Below are 16,968 nucleotides of genomic sequence, written 5' to 3'. Positions count from 1 at the left end.
TCCATTCCTGAGAAGTATCGGCAGCGGCGATGAAAACCTGTGGGGTAACAGGCAACTTAATTGTCAGGTGTGATCAACATCGGCTTCGGCCAGTTCAGTCCGCGGTTATCATGCCGAAAGCGCCTTCGGTAAAGCGCTTAAATTGCGCCTGACGGGTATATAGATAACGCTTATCAGACGCCGCGAAATAATATCTCCCTCCGGCGTTATCAATAAACGCACCGTATTTCTTTACCGAACTTTTAATAACAACAGATAAAACCAATTTCTTTATTTACGAAATATAAGATAACTCTAATTACCCGGTTATTATTGGCTTTCTTCTTACCCCACACACTACACTGATGACTGAACATCAAGGCAAATTAAGGGGTAGCCATGCTCAATATGATGATTAAGCGCAAGCGCGCCCGCTCCCACACTGAGGACCGCTGTCTGGCGCTGGTGCTGGCCACCAGCGCCGGGCTGCTCAACGCCATGGCGCTGGGTGCCTTTGGCTTCTTCCCGTCGCACATGAGCGGAAATACTTCGCAACTGTCGGCAGAAGTATCCAGTTTTAATGTGAAAGACCTGATACTTCTGATGTCGGTGATTGGTGCGTTTGTTCTCGGCTGTATTACCTGCCGGCTGATTGTTATTGGCGGAATTAAACACAATATCCGCACCATCTTCAGCATGGTGCTGCTGATGGAAGGGGCGCTATTAATTGCCATCTCCGCTTTTGAGATGCTGTTTTACTCCCCGTTTAATAACCGGGAGGTGATCGTGCTGCTCGGCTTCCTGATGGGTATTCATAACGCTAACTCCACTCAGCTCTCCAACGGGCGCGTACGATCCACGCATATCACCGGCACGCTGACCGATGCCGGGATTGCGCTGGGTTCGGTGATTGCCACGCTGGCGCGCCGCGACGTTTCCAAACAGGTCACCACCCAGCGCAAGCAGTTCCTCACCCACCTGATCACCATCGTCTCCTTCCTGAGCGGCGGTATCGCCGGACTGCTGCTGTTTAACCTTTTCGGCTTTAGCGCGATGATTGCGGTCGGCGCGGGCCTGATGCTGGTGGCGCTTAGCTCGATTATCATTACGGTGTGGATGACCCGCCGTTTGAGCCTGGCTTAAACGCGCTTAGGTAAATCATTGTAACGACTGGCTTCAGTGTGAAAACTTCAGGGCAAAGCAGGCTATGCTATTGCCCTTACCCGCTGAATCTGATGGAGAAGATGGATGCCATTTTTGACCCGTTCATGCCTGCTGCTGGCCCTGGCCTTGTCCGGCAGCGCCGTTGCCGCCAGCCCGCAGCAGGGATACGGCCCGGAATTGCAGGGCTTTGAGTACCCTTATCCGCTTAAGCAGTTCAGCTTTGACTCGCAGCAGCAGTCGCTGAAAATGGGCTATATGGACGTGGCGCCAACCGGCAAGGCCAACGGCCACACCGCCGTCCTGATGCACGGGAAAAACTTCTGCGGTGCAACATGGGAAAGCAGCATCAAAGCGCTGAGCAGCGCCGGATATCGGGTGATCGCGCCGGATCAGATCGGCTTTTGCAGCGCCAGCAAGCCCGCCCATTATCAGTACAGCTTCCAGCAGCTGGCGCTCAATACTCACGCCCTGCTGGGCAGCCTCGGCATCGACAAAGCCATTATCGTTGGCCACTCCACCGGCGGCATGCTGGCGACGCGCTACGCCCTGAGCTATCCGCAGGCTACCGAAAAGCTGGTTCTGGTCAATCCGATCGGGCTGGAAGACTGGAAAGCCAAAGGCGTGCCGTGGCGCAGCGTCGACCAGTGGTATCAGCGCGAGCTGAAGCTGGATGCGGCAGGCATCCGCAAATATGAGCAGAACACCTACTACGCCGGGCAGTGGAAGCCGGAATACGACCGCTGGGTGGATATGCTGGCCGGGCTGAATAAGGGACCGGGGCACGAAATCGTCGCCTGGAACTCCGCACTGATCTACGACATGATTTTCACGCAGCCGGTGTTTTACGAGTTCCCACAGCTCAAAGTGCCGACCACGCTGATGATTGGCGATGCCGACACCACGGCAATTGGCAGCGATATTGCGCCGCCAGAGGTCAAAGCGAAGATCGGTCACTATAACGTGCTGGGCAAACAGGTAGCGAAGATGATCCCTGGTGCGCGGCTGATTGAGTTTCCCGGTATGGGCCACGCCCCGCAGATGGAAGACCCGACGGACTTCAACAGCAAGCTGATTAACGAGCTGAACCGCTCCTGAAAACAGACGCGCATCGCCATGCGGTGATGCGCGCGTCAACCTGCCGCTTACTCCAGCCCGGTATTCACGCGTTTGCCAATATCCTTCAGCTGAGAATATTTCTCCAGCAGTTGCGGGCCATCATCGAGGCTCATGGCGAACATCCACATATAGGTCATCACCGAGTAGATGTGGCCCGCATCCGCCCCGCCCTTCAGCGTCATATACAGAATGGTCAGTGCAAACAGCAGCGCTGCGGCGCTACCAATGGCCAGATAGCCCCAGGCTTCGCGGTCCGACAGGCGGATGCGCAGCCCGGCCAGCACGCGGTAATGGCGCGTCAGCGCAGGCGTTTCGGCGTGGGTGACAAAGCGCACCTCTTTCTCCAGCCGGTCATTGAGGCGGCCAAACAGCCGCTCATTTTTGCGCGTGTAGCCGCGCAGAAACAGGCTGAAAAACGCCAGAATCACCAGACAGGCAATGCCGGTCCAGAATTCAATCGCCAGCAGCATCACCGCCGCGCCGGTAATCGACGCCACCGAGGTGATCAGCACCGGCAGGTGTTGCTCGAAGAAGTCGACAAACTCGCGCGACAGCGCCACGCGCGCGGCCACGGTCGACGGCGGATGGTTTTGCTGGCGCTGGGTGAGGATCACCGGCACCGCCAGCCCGGCATAGATGCGGGCAAAGGTGCGCGTATCCACGCTGCGGCGTGCGGCACCAATCGCCCACATGGTAAACACCATCGCCGCATACAGCACCGCATGCAGCGCCTGCCCGCTGAGAATGGCGTTAATGGCAAATCCGGCCGCCAGCGGATAGAGCAGATAGGTGACGTTTTCGGCAATCACCAGCAGCAGCGTGAGGATCAATTTTTTGCTGTGGCGGCGGCCAAGCAGTTTCAGCGTGGCGATCGCGCTGGCGGAAGTCGGTACGATTTCCGCAGTGGTACAGGTTTTCATCGGATTATTTTCTGGTAGGATTAGGCTTGAGCGGTTGCTCAAAAACCAGATGCAGTCTATTTGAGCAGTTGCTCAAAGTCAACGTGGAGCCGTGGGAAGCAACAATGAAAGAGACCGCTGAAGTATTACGCGCCCGTATTCTTGATGGCGCAATTACGCTGTTTAGCGAAAAAGGCATTGAGCGCGTGACCACCCGCGAGCTGACCGAACAGCTCGGCATCTCGCGCAGCCACATCTATCACTACTTCCGCGACTGGGAAACATTGTGCAAAGAGGCGATGACGCTATTTATGCAGCGCGACCGCGTAGAGTTTGCTGATGAGATTGGCGCGCTCGAAGCGCGCTCACAGCTCAGCGCGTTTGTGCAAAACTACCTGCCCGCCGCACCGGACGCCAGCTGGTCGCTGTACAGCTCGCTTTGGCAGCTGGCGATCCGCGATGAGGAGTGGGCGCAGCTGGCAGAGGCGATGATGGCGCAGTGGCAGGCGCTGCTGGCTGACATTATCGACCGCGGTATTACGGCCGGTCACTTTCGCCATCGTGATGCACAGCGGGTGACGCGCCAGCTGTGGGCGATGCTCAACGGCTATGCCGACCAGCTGATTATCTCCCCATCCCCCGCTGCACAGCAGGCTGCAACGGCAGATATCAACGCGTTTATCACCGTTATCCTGGTCGCGCCCCCCGAACCCGTCGGCAAAGGGGCTTAGCCGAACTGCTGTTGATGTTTTTTGCGCCGCGCCAGGTAGTCTTTATCCTGGCGAATGCTGTCCCAGTGGGCTTTAAAAATGGCGGCGGCGGCGGCCTTCTCTTCATTCAGCTGATACGGCAATATCTCGCCCTGCGCATCATATTTACGCCCGCCTTTGTGGTTGGCGTAACGCCTGGCGCGCGTATAGCCCATCTGAATAAACTTGCGTGCCATATCCATGCCGACGAAGTCATCGCTACGGCGATACGCTTCAAACAGCGCCATGATGGCGTTAGCAGAGATCTCCGCCACCTCGGGCGTTTTGAAGCGCCAGTGCGGCAGGATTTCGCTTTTATACGGCTCAACCATCAGCACGCCCTGCTCCCCGCGCCCGACCTGGTACTGCTCCGGGTGTTTCCTGAAATCGATCTGGCTGAAATCGCGCTGGTAATCAAATTCCTTCATGGCTTCTCCTGATGATGAATGGCGTCCGTCAGCAGAGAGCATAGCCGCTGGCGGATACCCCTGCCATTGAACGGCAATTGCCATCAGGCTTTCTGTTTCATCCATGAGTCGCCATACTGGATATTACCCGCGATATACTCCCACGTTATCCCTCTGAACCTCAGCGCTATCCTTTCCAGCATCACCTAAATTTCCCGCCTCTTCAGAGGCTTTCCAGAACCTGCGCGAAAGACGCTTGATCGATGGCGGCATTCAGTAATACTGTATATAAACACAGTAACATTGAGATTCAGACTATGCCGTTCATCCGCCCAGCCATCATCACCCCGGCTCTGCCGCTCCCGCTGTTTATCGAACGGGTGCCGTGCGGCTTTCCCAGCCCGGCGCAGGACTATGTTGAGGAGACGCTCGACCTCAACAAGCTGGCGATTAAACATCCGAGCGCCACCTACTTTATTAAGGTCAGCGGTGATTCGATGATTGGTGCAGGGATTGGCGATGGCGACCTGCTGATCGTTGACCGCTCGCTGGATGCCGTGCACGGCAGTATCGTGGTGGCCGCCGTAGCGGGCGAGTTCACGGTGAAAGAGCTGCGCACCCGCCCCGTGCTGCAGCTGTTCGCCCACAACAGCCAGTACACGCCGATCACCTTCCATAACGAGGAAGAGCTGGAAATCTTCGGCGTGGTGACCTTTACCCTGAAAGCGCATCAGTAGCCATGTTCGCCCTCGTTGACGTCAACAGCTTCTACACCTCCTGCGAGACGGTGTTTCGCCCGGACCTGCGCGGCCAGCCGGTGGTGGTGGTATCGAATAATGACGGCTGCGTGATCTCGCGCTCGGCCGAGGCCAAAATGCTGGGGATCAAGATGGGGGCGCCCTACTTCAAGCTGAAAAACGAGCTGCACCGCCAGAAGGTGCACGTTTTTAGCTCCAACTACGCGCTGTATGCCGACCTCAGCAGTCGGGTGATGAATACCCTGACGGAGATCGGCCCGGCGATTGAGATCTACTCCATTGATGAAGCCTTTGTCGACGTCAGCGGCGTGAATAACTGTATGCCGCTGGACACTTTCGGCCACCAGATGCGCAACCAGGTGCTGAAAAACACCGGGCTGACCGTTGGCGTGGGCATCGGGCCGACCAAAACGCTGGCGAAACTCGCCAATCATGCAGCGAAAACGTGGAAAAAGACCGGCGGCGTGGTCGATCTGTCGAACGTTGAGCGCCAGCGTAAGCTGCTGGCGCTGGTGCCGGTGGAGGAAGTGTGGGGCGTGGGGCGGCGCATCAGCAAAAAGCTCAATCTGATGGGTATTGAGAGCGCACTGCAGCTGGCCGACTGCTCCAGCTGGGTGGTGCGTAAGCACTTCAACGTGGTGCTGGAACGCACCGCCCGCGAGCTGCGCGGCGAGCCGTGCCTCGGTATGGAGGAGTTCTCCCCCACCAAGCAGCAGATTATCTGCAGCCGCTCGTTCGGCCACCGCATCACCGCCTATGAAGAGATGCACCAGGCCATTTGCGCCTATGCCGAACGCGCCGCCGAAAAACTGCGTCAGGAAAAGCAGTTCTGCCGCTTTATCAGCGTCTTTCTGCGCACCAGCCCGCACGCGCAGGATGAGGTGTTTTACGGCAACCAGGCCGCCAGCAAGCTGCTCACCCCGTCGAACGACACGCGCGATATTATTCAGGCCGCCACCAAGGCGCTGGACCACATCTGGCGCGACGGCCACCGCTATATGAAGGCGGGCGTGATGCTGGCGGATTTTTTCAGCAGCGGCGTGGCGCAGCTGAACCTGTTTGACGACTGTCAGCCCAGGCCTGACAGCGCGGCGCTGATGGCGGCGATCGACACGCTGAACAGTTCGGGGAAAGGCAAAGTGTGGTTTGCCGGTCAGGGGATTGAGAAAGCCTGGGCGATGAAGCGTGAGATGCTGTCACCCGCGTATACCACGCGCTACGCCGATTTTCCGCTGGCAAAATAAGCGGATTCAATGGCGCAGATTGCCAGGTGTAAGTTGCAGTGGAAAAATTCACCGACACAACCTATTGTCATCTCTCACGTTATGGCGAGTTCTTGCTTTACCTGAGGTTGTGTATGAAATTACGTTCACTGCAAGTGCTCTGTTTGCTCAACTTTTTTATTGCCGACGTTCGCGACGGGCTGGGGCCATTCCTGGGGATATTTCTGGTCTCTCATCACTGGCAGGCGGATGATATAGGCCTGGTGATGACCGCCGGCAGCCTGGCGGGATTGCTGGCCACCTTCCCCTCTGGGATGATCGTCGACGCCACGCGTCACAAGCGCCTGTTAATTATCGTCTCATCCCTGCTCATCACCTTCAGCACGCTGATGCTCTGGTATTTTCCGACGCCCACCATCGTGATTGCATCGCAGATCGTCACAGGCTTAGCCGCCGCAGTCGTTGCCCCCGCGATTGCCGGTATCACCCTGGGGATCGGCGGTCAGAAAATTTTTGTGCAGCAGATGGGGCGCAATGAAGCCTTCAACCATGCTGGTAATATGACGATAGCCCTCCTGGCCGCTTTCACCTGCTGGATTTGGGGCACCGGGTCCGTGTTCTTACTGATGACGGCGATGGCCGTATGCACCCTCATTTGCACCTCGGCCATCAACAAAGATGATATCGACCATAATGTGGCAAGGGGGAGTAATGAACAGGCAGGTGCGACCGTTTCACCCTCTTTGTTAGCATTGCTAAAACGGCCAGAATTGCTGGTAACAGGATCCACTCTCTTGCTCTTCCATCTGGCTAATGCGGCCCAGCTGCCGATGCTGAGCATGCAGATCGCCTCCTCGGGCGCGAAAGCGATGTTCACGCCAGGCACCTATGCCGCATTAACGGTGGCAATCTCGCAGGTGGTGATGATCCCCGCCGCACTGCTGACCGCACGCTATGCCGCCCGGTGCGGTTACGCCAGGCTTATCCTGATTGCCCTCGTGGTGCTGCCATTACGCGCCGCTATTGCCTCTTTTTGGGGGAATGAGTGGGTGTTGTTTCCCGTTCAGGTTCTGGACGGTGTCGCTGCGGGAATTCTGGGGGTTGCCGTGCCCGGACTGATTGCCTGGTTGTTCAACGGCTCGGGCCATATTAACGCCGCGCTGGGTTTGGTGATGTTATTCCAGGGGCTGGGCGCCTCACTCAGCCCGGCACTGGCCGGTGCCATTGTCAGTGATTCAACGTATAGCCATGCTTATATGGCGCTGGGCGGGATAGCCCTGTGTGCGCTGTTACTCTGGCTGATTTTTAGCAAACGGGTCTTTCATGCCTGACGTTTTCGGTACAGTTTAACCAGATGACGGTGATCCGTGCGGTAAAATAGCCAGATTCCCATCGTACAACAGGCGGCACTTTGGCCGCCTGTTGTACGATGGCATTTTTCCCGTCAGAAGATAGTCTTCCACCCGGCCATCGCGCTGGGATCCAGGTAAGGCTTGCCCCTCCCATCTGCTGCCCAATCAGAACCAGATTTCGCTCTGCACGCCGAAGCTCCAGTTACCACCTGCGCTAAACCCGGCGCTGCCGAAATCGTCATTTACCGCGTAACGATCGAGGTCTTTTGACCAGTTCATGTAGGTGGCAAAGACACGAATTTCCGGGCGAGCTTTGATATCGAACACTTCACCAACTTTAAAGGTCGGTGCAAAGGTAAGCTTGTAGAAATCCCCTTTCACCGCCTGATAGCGGTTTAGCGCACCCCCGCTGAGGTAGCTACGCCCGTTCGGGTCAAGGTCCATATACTGCCAGGAGGCTTCATACAGCAGAGCGAAGTTGTGGCTTATCGCCTGTGAGGCGCGCAGATTAAAGGTCGCCCAGTCGTAGCGATCGCCGGCACGGTAGCGGTCCTCACTGTGTTGGGCGATCAACGACGGCGCCAGCTCCCAGTTTTGACTGACTGGCACAATGCCGTAAGAGGCAAAGCGCACCGACTGCGCATTGCGCGTCAGGTCGCCATCGCTGCCCGGCTGGCGGGCTTCCGCCCCCAGCCCCCTGCCATACTGAATCGCGCTTTCGGAGCTGCCGGGCAGCAGGCCATAGAAGCGCTGCTTATCGTGCCAGGCCAGCATGGTGTAAACCCCGTTTTTCGCCGTATCATCGCTGCGCAGCGCATAACTGCCCGTGGTCGAGGTGTTGCCTTTCAGGTCATCGTTGCCCTGCGCACCCATGCCGGTCAGCATCCACTGCAAATTGCCGTAGAAGTTGTTGGCGGTAAGCATCACGTTTTGCACGTCATTATCGTTATAGCGGTCGCTGCCGAGGTCCCCAAAGTTGCGCGCATAGAGTGAGAAATTACTGTGGAGATCCGGCGCCCACTGCACGTCATTGATCCCGCCCCCGGTGCCACCAAGGAAAACAATATCGCTGTCGGTAAAGTGAATATCAAAGTTATCGCGATCGAAACGTTTACCGGCCCACAGCGTGGCATTTTCCAGCGGGCCGCTGAAATCGGCGAGGTTATTCATCTCCACATACAGCTGGCGAATATTCATATGGTGGCTGTCATTATCCTGCACCCACGGATCGGGATTATTGGCGCCGTCCGCCAGCATCGCTTTGAACCGGGCGCTGGAACCGTCATCAAACTGCAGATGTTTAATAAAGCTCAGCTCAACATAGTTATCTTTTTCATTACCAAGACGGCCAACGTGCGCATCGCCGCCGATCGAACTGGCAGGTGAGACACCCGGTCCGCCGTGCGCACCCCGCCCGCTGCCGCTGAGCAGCGCACCTGAGCGGGCATAGCCCGAGAACTCAAAGCCGTTATCTTTCTCCGGCACGGCCGCGTTGCCGGCTGCCGGGGTCGTGGCTGCTGGCACCGCGACGGGCGCTTGCATTGCCGCCAGTTGGCGCTCGGCACGCTCGGCTCGTGCTTCGGCCTTCGCCGTTCTGGCACTGGCCTGCTGCGCGCTGACGCGAGCGGCGCTGGCCTCCGCTTCGGTCTTCTCCAGCCGCTGTTCCAGCAGTGCCAGACGTTGTTCAATGGTTAATCCCGCCGCCTGAGCCATCCCGGAGATAAATAGCGCGCAGCATAACGCCACGTAAAGAGGACTTTTACGCATGATGATTCCTGTTAATTTATTATTCTTAGCGTTGGGTTGTCGGCTGTGCGATCGCCTCAAGCGCATTATTTTCCGGCGAAAGGACTTTTTTGCGTCGGTCTAATTCCGCACGAATTTTCTCGTAGTCGTTATCCAGCCGGTAATATTTGCCCATCCACAGCATCGAAATAACAATCAGCGCCAGCGGGATATAGAGATAGCAGGTTTTAATCGCCAACAGCGCGCTGGCCGATTGTGCATGATTCGCACTGTAGCCGCCGAGCGACAGCAGGATCCCGGTGACCGCCCCCGCCCCGGCCATCGCCACTTTACCGAGGAACCCATTGACCGATGTCAGGATCCCGGCGGTATTGATACCGGTTTTCCATTCGCCGTAGTCGACCGGGTCAGCCTGCATTGAGAAGTAGATTGCGGTGCGCTGGCCCGCACCAATTGACAGGATAGTGGCACCCGCCAGCAGGCCGATAATCTGGGTATCCGCCGCAATCATCACCAGCATCCCCAGCACATTGATGGCGCTGGAAAGCAGGTAGACATGGCATTTTTTCATGCGCGCAGCGAGCAGCGGCACCGTCAGGGTGCCCAGCAGCGGCACAAAGGTTGAGATGCCCGCAGCAATCGCGGTGATGCTGGCGTCCTGGACATGGTAGGTAAAGAAGTAGACCAGTGAGCCGGTCTGAAAGAAGAACGCCCCCCACATCAGGAAGATATTCAGCGCGAACACGCCCCATGGCCGGTTATTTTTCAGCCCCTGCCAGGCACGCGGCAGCGTCATGCGCTCCTGCTGTACCTGAATACGCTCTTCCACGCTGCGAAAACTCAGCAGCAGGAAGAAGGCCGCAATGCCGCCAAAAATCATCGCCGTGTAGAGAAAACCGTGCGCCTGATTGCCCTGGCCAAGGCTGTTAACTAAGGGCAGCGTCAGCACCGCCACCAGCGTTGAACCCAGCGAGCCCATCACAATGCGCACCGCCGACAGTGTGGTGCGCTCTTTTGAGTCGTTAGTGATAAACGGCAGCATGGCGCTATAAGGAATATTGACGAAGGTGTAGAGGAACGACAGGCACAGATAGGTGACGAAGGCGTAAATCAGCCGACCGGTCATCGTCAGCTCCGGCGAGTAGAATGCCAGCACGCAGAGCACACCAAACGGCACCGCGCCCATCAGCAGATAAGGGCGACAGCGGCCCCAGCGGGTAGCAGTATTGTCGATCACCAAGCCCATCAGCACATCGGCTACGCCATCCACCAGCCGGGTGACCAGAAACATAAGTCCGGCATAATACGCAGGCAGGCCCATAATATCGGTGTAGAAAAACATCAGGTAGAGTGAGATTAACTGCCAGACCAGGTTACAGGAAAGGTCGGCAACCCCGTATCCCAGCCGCTGACGCCATAGAGCAAAAAGTGGAGTGGACATAATGATCTCTCAGAATTTATAAGTTATAGGTTGTCTGTTCAGAGTTCAAAGTGACGAATTAACCATGCCGGCGTGCAGCTCCATGCATGGCAATAGCTATTGATCAGCTTGCTGCCATACGGCGAGTAGTCCGGATTATCCGGGTCATACAGCTCCCAGAAGGTATCCGCCCCGGCCTGCACCATCCCACCCCAGTAGCGTTTGATTTCAGCCACGGCCTGCTCTCGCTCGCCGTTGACCAGCAGCGCCTCAATAAAGTGATGCATCATATACGGGGTATGCATTTTGATCGCCGGGGGGTGGCTGCGCAGCCGGGCGATCAGCTGCTGGCGGAAGGCGCGGTCACCCACCTCACCCAGCATCAGCCACACCTGCGCAGCCCAGGAGACCTGGCGCTGCGCGCCGCTGATGAAAAAGCCCTGCTGCTCATCCCATAAATGGGTCATCGCGGCCTGACTGACCTGCACGATCGTCTGCTCAAGCCAGCCGGTTTTTCCGCTGTCGCAGCGCTGCGCCAGCAGCAGCCCTTTACGCAGGGCAAACAGCAGCACGCCCTGCGCCGCTGCCTGCTTGTTCAACGCTTCATGCCAGTCAATAAATGCCCACCACTCTTCGCTGTCGCGCAGGATGTGGCGCGAGTCGAGGCGCTGTAGCGACAGCTCAATCTGACGCAGGGCAGTTGGCCACAGCTCATGCAGAGTGGTCAAATCGTGGGTGGCGGCAACGTAATCCTCCAGCGTGGCGATAAACAGCAGCGCATAGTCAAACAGGAAAGTATCGTCGGCTATCACCTGCGGCTGCATAAACAGATTGGCAGAGACCAGCCCATCCTCCCGCGTTACTCCGGCAAACAGATACAGGCAGCGTTTCACCAGCGCGTTGTGAGCGAAGGTCGGGTAGTTAACCAGCGCCTGTAAATGCAGGTCGCCGAGCCACAGGCGACGATCGCGCTTTGGACCATCTTCGAACACATCCTGCATGCAGTTTTTCAGCGTGCGCACGCTGACCGCGTCGATCTCCCGCAGCAGCGGATCGCGAATAGCGGCGGATTGCAGCATGCTGTCGCAGGCCGAACTGACGGTCTCCAGCCGCAGCGAAGAAAAGCGCAGCGCGTATTTCGGCGAGGTGGCTATCACCCGCACTTTAACGTAGCGGCAGCAGTAGCGGCGCGGCAGGGTAACCGCGGCTGGCAGCACGTCCAGATAGCGATCTTCCTGCTGAAGCCAGCTGCTGCTCAGCCAGCCGCTGTAGCCAGAAAACGGTTCGGCCACTTCGGCGGCGATTTCGCCAAAGATAAACTGCAGATGTGCCGGGGCATCAGGCGGGCTGCCGCTGGCTTCACAGCAAAATGAGAAATAGCCGACGCAGTGCTGACCGAAATCGATAATAAACTCGTCACCCGCGCTGAAGCTCTGCTGATAAAGCTGCGCGGGTGTGCAGCGCGGCACGCTTTGCCAGCCATGAATATTGACCGCGTCAGGCTGCATGGTAACCACGGCCTGCGGGTCGAGCGCCGTGCGGTAAATCTCGGGTTTGGCCGCATCGGCTGTCGCCAGCAGCGACAGATCGGTGCGGGTGCGGAATTCGCTATGTTTCTGGATGGCAACGGCCACGGTGAGGCTCCTGTTACTGACGAAAGAGCAGCGAGTTTAGGGCGCAGCAAGCCAGTGGAGCTATTCTGAAACCGCCAGGCAAAATGGCGTTCTGGCACTGTCGGAAAGGTGGTGCCGACTGCGATCACAAAATGGTAAAGCCGGTTCGCCCAGGACGCAGAAATCCCTTAACGTGGCGGCATTAGAGAGCGTGAGAATCAGAACCATGAACAATCTGCAGCTTGACCAGTATTTTGCTTCAGAGCGCGACCAGTTTTCCCTGTATACCAGTGACCCGGAAGACAACAACTGCGAACATAGCCATGAATTTAACGAGCTGGTGATTGTCGAGAGCGGCCACGGTCTGCACGTGATCAACGGCAAGCCGCACTTTATCCAGGAAGGGGACGTTTTCTTTATTAAGGATCGTGATTATCACTTTTATGATGAGCTGGGCACCCTGCGTCTGATTAACGTGCTGATCAATCGCCAGCACTCTTTTAGCTGGCTTAACAACGTTGAGACCTTACTGGCGCGTTTTGATGCGACACACCCCGGTAGCTATCACTGGCTACTGCCGCAGACTAAAGAGCAGTGCAAAACCTTGATCCAACAGCTTTTCAATACACAGCTCGCTGGCGGTATGGCGTTCGGCAGCGGCTGGCAGGAAGCCTGTTTTTTCCAGCTGTTAATGAATATGGCCTGCCAGCAGGATGAACATACGCAGAGCCATACCAAATATAAGCTGCATAAGCTGCTCGGATTTCTGCAGCAGCACTGCTTTGAGGAGATCGATTGGCAAGCGTTGGGTGACCAGTTCTACCTCAGTAAGCGCACGCTGCAACGCCAGATTAAGGAGACCACAGGCCTGACGCCGGACAACTATATTAAGCGCCTGCGGCTGGTTTCCGCCCGGGAGAGGATCATCAATACCGAAGAGACCATCACCCATATTGCCTACCTGTGTGGTTTTGCCAACAGCAACCACTTCTCCACCTGCTATAAGCAGGTCTTCGGTCAGACGCCCAGCCAGCAGCGCTCAATGCGCTAACCCGCCTCGCCGTCGGCTGGTTATAATCCTTCTCTTCGCCACCCCCTTCAAAAGGAATCTAGTGTGATTAAATTCAGCGTACTTTACCCGCGTAAGCCCGATGCCCACTTCGACCACGACTATTACCGTGATGTACATCTGCCGCTGCTTAAAGCGCGCATGGGCGATAAGTGTGTCGCCTATGAGATTGATACGCCGCTGGACAGCAGCGCGCCGTTTATTGCCGCCTGCCATGTTTACTGCAACAGCATTGAGGAGTTCCAGCAGGTGATTGATGCGCATGGTGCGGAGTTTGTCGCGGATGTGAAAAATTTCACTAACGTTGAGTCGCAGAAGATGGTCTCCGAGGTATTGCACGTCGGGTAAAACCCTGTGGGCGGCGGAACTTCCCTCGCCCACGCACTTACGCTGCGGCTTATTGCTGCTTGCCGATACTTTATTTCTTCTGCAGTCCAATCGAGGACGGATGGCACATGCTCTCTTGGTATTTGGTTGCGCCGTAGTATTAAAAAACGTGATCGGTGCCACGCATAGAACTTCAATTATCATAAAAATACAGCATTAAACTCCATCTATCTGTCGGACCTTTTGTTAACACGCTAAGGGCTACATCCGAAGCGACTCAATAACATAACGAACTTATCTGAAAAATAGAAAACTCAAAAAAAATAGACAATAAAAAATTGAACACCCCTCAGACCAGAAAACATTAAAAATATCAATTGACATAAAAACCAGAAAAAGTAATGTGTAAACGCTGGCTAGCAAACATGCACAGGATTCATTTAGACTAATAAGGATATTTATGAATAGGAATATTTCAGGAATACGTGAGTTTGACACGATGCTATCTACTGATGTACTCAGAATTTCACGACAGTCACCTTTAGCTAACATTGGAATAGGATTAGGTGGCGCGGGCATTGCGGTGGCTGGGCACGCCCAGACTCCTGAGCAGGCATTTATTAGTGCGATTATGCCCAGGAGAGTAAATGATTGAGTATCTACATCAAACCTACACAGGGCTGCAGGTCAGGGACGTAGCTCAAGAAAACTGTACTTTCATTGACTGTGATTTCATCGGGTGCAGCTTTGAAAAAGTTCGTTTGCGTCAGTTTGAGTTCGAAAACTGCAGGTTTACAGATAGTTCAATCGGGCTGATAACTCAGTCATTTATGAGAATGAACGATGTCATTTTCCGCAATTGTTTTATTCAAGGGGTTTCGCTTAATGGTTTGACCATTCCGCACTCACTCTCTTTTTACGATTGCCGACTCAGCTTAGTCGATTTTATTAATCTGGCGTTGCAAAATAGTGCTTTCAGCAACTGCTTCTTTAAGGAGTGTTCCTTTGAGGATTGCAATCTCAAGAAAAGCTGCTTTACAAATTCTGCCTTTTCATACTGCGAGTTTCGCCGAACAGATCTTTCCGACTGTGACTTTTCGGATACGGAAGGTCTCGATATTAATCATGAGATAAATATTATCAATAATATAAAATTACCTCAAACTGCAGGGAATAAAATTCTTAAGAGAATGGGTATTTCCATTTCCTAATCCTGAATCAAAGGCATCGCCATGACAACAACATCAAAGCATTCAGGTAAGTGGTAACGCGGACGGCACAAAATGAAGCCATCCGCGTTTAGCCTGTTACTGGCTCATGGCATCCTTTTTCATGCCATCTTTGCTCATTGAATCTTTGCCCATACTGTCTTTCTTCATCGCATCCTTCGACATGGCATCTTTTGACATAGAATCTTTCGTCATGCCCTCTTTTTTCATACAGTCATGGCCCATCTTATCTTTGCCCATTGAATCCTTGCCCATACACTCTTTTGACATATGGCTCATGCTATCTTTCTTCATGCTGTCCGCTGCGTGTACCGCCCCGCTCAGACCCATCATCATCACGCCAGAGATCACGACTGCATTGATTAATTTTTTCATGGTATTTCCTTAATAGTAAAGTGCACAGAGTGTGCAGGTACAGAGTTGCGGTTCGCGACGTTAACTGCCGCCAAACCAGTTGTAGCCCTGATCTTCCCAGTAACCGCCCGGGAAGGTATTCGTCACTTCGATAACCTGAATGTGCTTGGGATTTTTGTATCCCAGCTTGGTCGGCATCCTCAGCTTCATGGGATAGCCATATTTGGGGGGCAGGATCTGCCCGTCATAAGTCAGCGCCAGCAGCGTTTGCGGGTGCAGCGCAGTTTTCATATCGATGCTGGTGTAATAGTCGTCGGCACATTTGAAACTGATATAGTGCGCGCTGAGGTCAGCGCCGATCAGCCGCAGGAAGTCAGCAAACGGCACCCCGCCCCATTTACCAATCGCGCTCCAGCCCTCCACGCAGATATGGCGCGTCACCTGGCTGACCTGAGCCAGGTTATACAGCTCGGGCAGCGACCAGCTGCGCTTATCCCGCACTTTTCCGGCGATGTTCAGGCGATACTCCGCGCCGCTGACCTGCGGAATATCCTCTTCACCATAAAAGGCGTTGAACGGAAACGGCCGCGTAATAGCCAATTCAGGGTATTCCGGTGCCAGGCGGTCACTACCCAACAGCCAGTGCTGCACGCGGTCGTTGAAGCCGGAAACTGAGTTCAGCGCCTTCTCGACTCCGGCGTTATCACTGATGTCACAGCCGGTCAGCATTACCATACCGCCGAGAGTTAACCCCTGTCGCAGGAAGCGGCGGCGTGAAGAGGACTCAAGCTGGCGGGCAATCAACCGCTGTGCTTCGTTCAACACGTCCTGCGTCTCTGCGGCGCTAAATATCGAGCTTATTCTCTTTTTCATCGTCTCCCCTTAACGTCCGCGCAGCATAGCCAGCAGCGTTTTCGGCACCACGGCCACCATCACGACGTGCAGCAGCACAAATCCCACAAGCGAGGCCATTGCCAGAAAGTGCACATAGCGCGCCGCTTCATAGCCGCCCAGCAGCTCTCGCAGCAGCGGAAACTGCACCGACTTCCACAGCACCAGCCCGGAGAGCACCAGCATCACGCCGTCAAACATCACAAACAGATAAGCCAGCCGCTGCACCATGTTGTAGTGGTGCGGATCGCTGTGCTGCAATTTACCGCGCAGTGCCGCGCCGAGGTCAGCCAGCAGCGCGCGCAGATTAAGCGGCCAGAATTTTCGCTTTATCCGCCCGCTGGCCACGTTCATGACCAGATAAAACAGGCCGTTGAATCCGAACAGCCACATGGCGGCAAAGTGCCACTGCAGCGCGCCGCCGAGCCAGCCGCCAAGGGTGATTTCGCCAGGAAAGCTGAAATCAAACAGCGGTGAGGCGTTATAGATGCGCCAGCCGCTGGCGACCAGCATCAGCACCGCCAGCACATTGAGCCAGTGCGTCAGCCGCAGCCACAGTGGATGGATAATCTCAGGCCGGCTGCCGGCTTCCCGGAATGACACGTTCATGATGTTTACCCTCAGCGACTCCGTTGCGATGAAGCAGTATTGCCCGGATAAGTTCCCGAAGAC

General features: G+C 55.6%; 17 protein-coding genes. 9 read left to right on the top strand and 8 right to left on the bottom strand.

Going from position 1 to position 16,968, the window contains the following annotated elements; translation table 11 throughout:
- Positions 1 to 378: 378 nt before the first annotated feature.
- Both ID864_RS02130 and ID864_RS02125 read left to right on the top strand, forming a co-directional pair.
- Complete coding sequence (locus ID864_RS02130; RefSeq protein ID WP_048915788.1) at positions 379 to 1,122, top strand: YoaK family protein; 744 nt, start codon at positions 379 to 381, stop codon at positions 1,120 to 1,122.
- 105 nt (positions 1,123 to 1,227) lie between these two features.
- Positions 1,228 to 2,238, top strand: a complete 1,011-nt coding sequence (locus tag ID864_RS02125; protein ID WP_187498338.1) for an alpha/beta fold hydrolase — start codon at positions 1,228 to 1,230, stop codon at positions 2,236 to 2,238.
- Positions 2,239 to 2,285: 47 nt separating this feature from the next.
- Here ID864_RS02125 and ID864_RS02120 read toward each other — a convergent pair whose 3' ends face one another.
- Entirely contained in the window at positions 2,286 to 3,179 is an 894-nt protein-coding gene (locus tag ID864_RS02120; RefSeq protein ID WP_048915786.1) for an ABC transporter six-transmembrane domain-containing protein, read from the bottom strand.
- A gap of 104 nt (positions 3,180 to 3,283) precedes the next feature.
- Between ID864_RS02120 and ID864_RS02115 the strand changes: the two genes are divergently transcribed.
- On the top strand, positions 3,284 to 3,889 hold the full coding sequence (locus ID864_RS02115) for a TetR/AcrR family transcriptional regulator (RefSeq protein WP_048915785.1): 606 nt from the start codon (positions 3,284 to 3,286) through the stop codon (positions 3,887 to 3,889).
- Here ID864_RS02115 and ID864_RS02110 read toward each other — a convergent pair.
- The gene (locus tag ID864_RS02110) at positions 3,886 to 4,335 is read right to left on the bottom strand and encodes a DUF4385 domain-containing protein (RefSeq protein WP_048915784.1); all 450 of its coding nucleotides are present in this window, start codon (positions 4,333 to 4,335) and stop codon (positions 3,886 to 3,888) included. The two genes, ID864_RS02115 and ID864_RS02110, sit on opposite strands and share 4 nt — an antisense overlap.
- A 296-nt stretch (positions 4,336 to 4,631) precedes the next feature.
- Here ID864_RS02110 and umuD point away from each other — a divergent pair, with 296 nt between their 5' ends.
- The 3 genes from umuD (at position 4,632) to ID864_RS02095 (ending at position 7,626) form a co-directional block, all read left to right on the top strand.
- Entirely contained in the window at positions 4,632 to 5,051 is a 420-nt protein-coding gene (gene umuD / locus ID864_RS02105) for a translesion error-prone DNA polymerase V autoproteolytic subunit (protein ID WP_099754265.1), read from the top strand.
- Between the two features lie 2 nt (positions 5,052 to 5,053).
- Positions 5,054 to 6,316 (top strand): translesion error-prone DNA polymerase V subunit UmuC, encoded by a 1,263-nt coding sequence (gene umuC / locus ID864_RS02100; RefSeq protein ID WP_048915783.1) that lies wholly within the window; start codon positions 5,054 to 5,056, stop codon positions 6,314 to 6,316.
- A 113-nt stretch (positions 6,317 to 6,429) separates the two neighbouring features.
- Positions 6,430 to 7,626 carry an MFS transporter gene (locus tag ID864_RS02095; RefSeq protein WP_191149476.1) on the top strand — a complete coding sequence of 399 codons (1,197 nt, stop codon included), beginning with the start codon at positions 6,430 to 6,432 and terminating at the stop codon, positions 7,624 to 7,626.
- Positions 7,627 to 7,812: 186 nt separating this feature from the next.
- Here ID864_RS02095 and ID864_RS02090 read toward each other — a convergent pair whose 3' ends face one another.
- From ID864_RS02090 to ID864_RS02080, 3 genes are read right to left on the bottom strand one after another with little or no spacing between them, the layout of a single operon-like run.
- The gene (locus ID864_RS02090; RefSeq protein WP_191149340.1) at positions 7,813 to 9,414 is read right to left on the bottom strand and encodes a carbohydrate porin; all 1,602 of its coding nucleotides are present in this window, start codon (positions 9,412 to 9,414) and stop codon (positions 7,813 to 7,815) included.
- Between the two features lie 25 nt (positions 9,415 to 9,439).
- Positions 9,440 to 10,834: an MFS transporter gene (locus ID864_RS02085; protein ID WP_191149339.1), complete on the bottom strand. Its 1,395-nt coding sequence runs from the start codon at positions 10,832 to 10,834 to the stop codon at positions 9,440 to 9,442.
- Positions 10,835 to 10,872: 38 nt separating this feature from the next.
- Positions 10,873 to 12,447 carry an alpha-L-rhamnosidase-related protein gene (locus ID864_RS02080; RefSeq protein ID WP_053110422.1) on the bottom strand — a complete coding sequence of 525 codons (1,575 nt, stop codon included), beginning with the start codon at positions 12,445 to 12,447 and terminating at the stop codon, positions 10,873 to 10,875.
- 205 nt (positions 12,448 to 12,652) lie between these two features.
- Here ID864_RS02080 and ID864_RS02075 point away from each other — a divergent pair, with 205 nt between their 5' ends.
- From ID864_RS02075 to ID864_RS02065, 3 genes are all read left to right on the top strand, one after another.
- Positions 12,653 to 13,477, top strand: coding sequence for a helix-turn-helix domain-containing protein (locus ID864_RS02075; protein ID WP_191149338.1), 825 nt, complete (start codon positions 12,653 to 12,655; stop codon positions 13,475 to 13,477).
- Between the two features lie 63 nt (positions 13,478 to 13,540).
- Positions 13,541 to 13,843 carry an EthD family reductase gene (locus ID864_RS02070; RefSeq protein WP_048915778.1) on the top strand — a complete coding sequence of 101 codons (303 nt, stop codon included), beginning with the start codon at positions 13,541 to 13,543 and terminating at the stop codon, positions 13,841 to 13,843.
- Between the two features lie 626 nt (positions 13,844 to 14,469).
- Complete coding sequence (locus tag ID864_RS02065; RefSeq protein WP_191149337.1) at positions 14,470 to 15,033, top strand: pentapeptide repeat-containing protein; 564 nt, start codon at positions 14,470 to 14,472, stop codon at positions 15,031 to 15,033.
- Between the two features lie 96 nt (positions 15,034 to 15,129).
- Here ID864_RS02065 and ID864_RS02060 read toward each other — a convergent pair whose 3' ends face one another.
- From ID864_RS02060 to ID864_RS02050, 3 genes are read right to left on the bottom strand one after another with little or no spacing between them, the layout of a single operon-like run.
- A complete protein-coding gene (locus ID864_RS02060) occupies positions 15,130 to 15,426 on the bottom strand; it encodes a pentapeptide MXKDX repeat protein (protein ID WP_191149336.1) in 297 nt (98 codons plus the stop codon).
- Between the two features lie 60 nt (positions 15,427 to 15,486).
- Positions 15,487 to 16,278 (bottom strand): molybdopterin-dependent oxidoreductase, encoded by a 792-nt coding sequence (locus ID864_RS02055; protein ID WP_191149335.1) that lies wholly within the window; start codon positions 16,276 to 16,278, stop codon positions 15,487 to 15,489.
- Between the two features lie 9 nt (positions 16,279 to 16,287).
- Positions 16,288 to 16,905 (bottom strand): cytochrome b/b6 domain-containing protein, encoded by a 618-nt coding sequence (locus tag ID864_RS02050; protein ID WP_191149334.1) that lies wholly within the window; start codon positions 16,903 to 16,905, stop codon positions 16,288 to 16,290.
- Between the last annotated feature and the right edge of the window lie 63 nt (positions 16,906 to 16,968).

Origin of the sequence: Erwinia aphidicola, assembly GCF_014773485.1 — a bacterium.
Classification (GTDB): domain Bacteria; phylum Pseudomonadota; class Gammaproteobacteria; order Enterobacterales; family Enterobacteriaceae; genus Erwinia; species Erwinia aphidicola.
The sequence above is the reverse complement of the archived record's forward strand: the minus strand, read 5'-3'. Positions and strand labels throughout refer to the sequence as shown.

Coding starts and splice junctions, on each gene's coding strand:
- ID864_RS02125 (WP_187498338.1), top strand. CDS start 1,228: ATGCCATTTTTGACCCGTTCATGCCTGCTGCTGGCCCTGGCCTTGTCC.
- ID864_RS02110 (WP_048915784.1), bottom strand. CDS start 4,335: ATGAAGGAATTTGATTACCAGCGCGATTTCAGCCAGATCGATTTCAGG.
- ID864_RS02055 (WP_191149335.1), bottom strand. CDS start 16,278: ATGAAAAAGAGAATAAGCTCGATATTTAGCGCCGCAGAGACGCAGGAC.
- ID864_RS02115 (WP_048915785.1), top strand. CDS start 3,284: ATGAAAGAGACCGCTGAAGTATTACGCGCCCGTATTCTTGATGGCGCA.
- ID864_RS02050 (WP_191149334.1), bottom strand. CDS start 16,905: ATGAACGTGTCATTCCGGGAAGCCGGCAGCCGGCCTGAGATTATCCAT.
- ID864_RS02060 (WP_191149336.1), bottom strand. CDS start 15,426: ATGAAAAAATTAATCAATGCAGTCGTGATCTCTGGCGTGATGATGATG.
- ID864_RS02095 (WP_191149476.1), top strand. CDS start 6,430: ATGAAATTACGTTCACTGCAAGTGCTCTGTTTGCTCAACTTTTTTATT.
- umuC (WP_048915783.1), top strand. CDS start 5,054: ATGTTCGCCCTCGTTGACGTCAACAGCTTCTACACCTCCTGCGAGACG.
- ID864_RS02065 (WP_191149337.1), top strand. CDS start 14,470: ATGATTGAGTATCTACATCAAACCTACACAGGGCTGCAGGTCAGGGAC.
- ID864_RS02130 (WP_048915788.1), top strand. CDS start 379: ATGCTCAATATGATGATTAAGCGCAAGCGCGCCCGCTCCCACACTGAG.
- ID864_RS02085 (WP_191149339.1), bottom strand. CDS start 10,834: ATGTCCACTCCACTTTTTGCTCTATGGCGTCAGCGGCTGGGATACGGG.
- ID864_RS02075 (WP_191149338.1), top strand. CDS start 12,653: ATGAACAATCTGCAGCTTGACCAGTATTTTGCTTCAGAGCGCGACCAG.
- umuD (WP_099754265.1), top strand. CDS start 4,632: ATGCCGTTCATCCGCCCAGCCATCATCACCCCGGCTCTGCCGCTCCCG.
- ID864_RS02090 (WP_191149340.1), bottom strand. CDS start 9,414: ATGCGTAAAAGTCCTCTTTACGTGGCGTTATGCTGCGCGCTATTTATC.
- ID864_RS02120 (WP_048915786.1), bottom strand. CDS start 3,179: ATGAAAACCTGTACCACTGCGGAAATCGTACCGACTTCCGCCAGCGCG.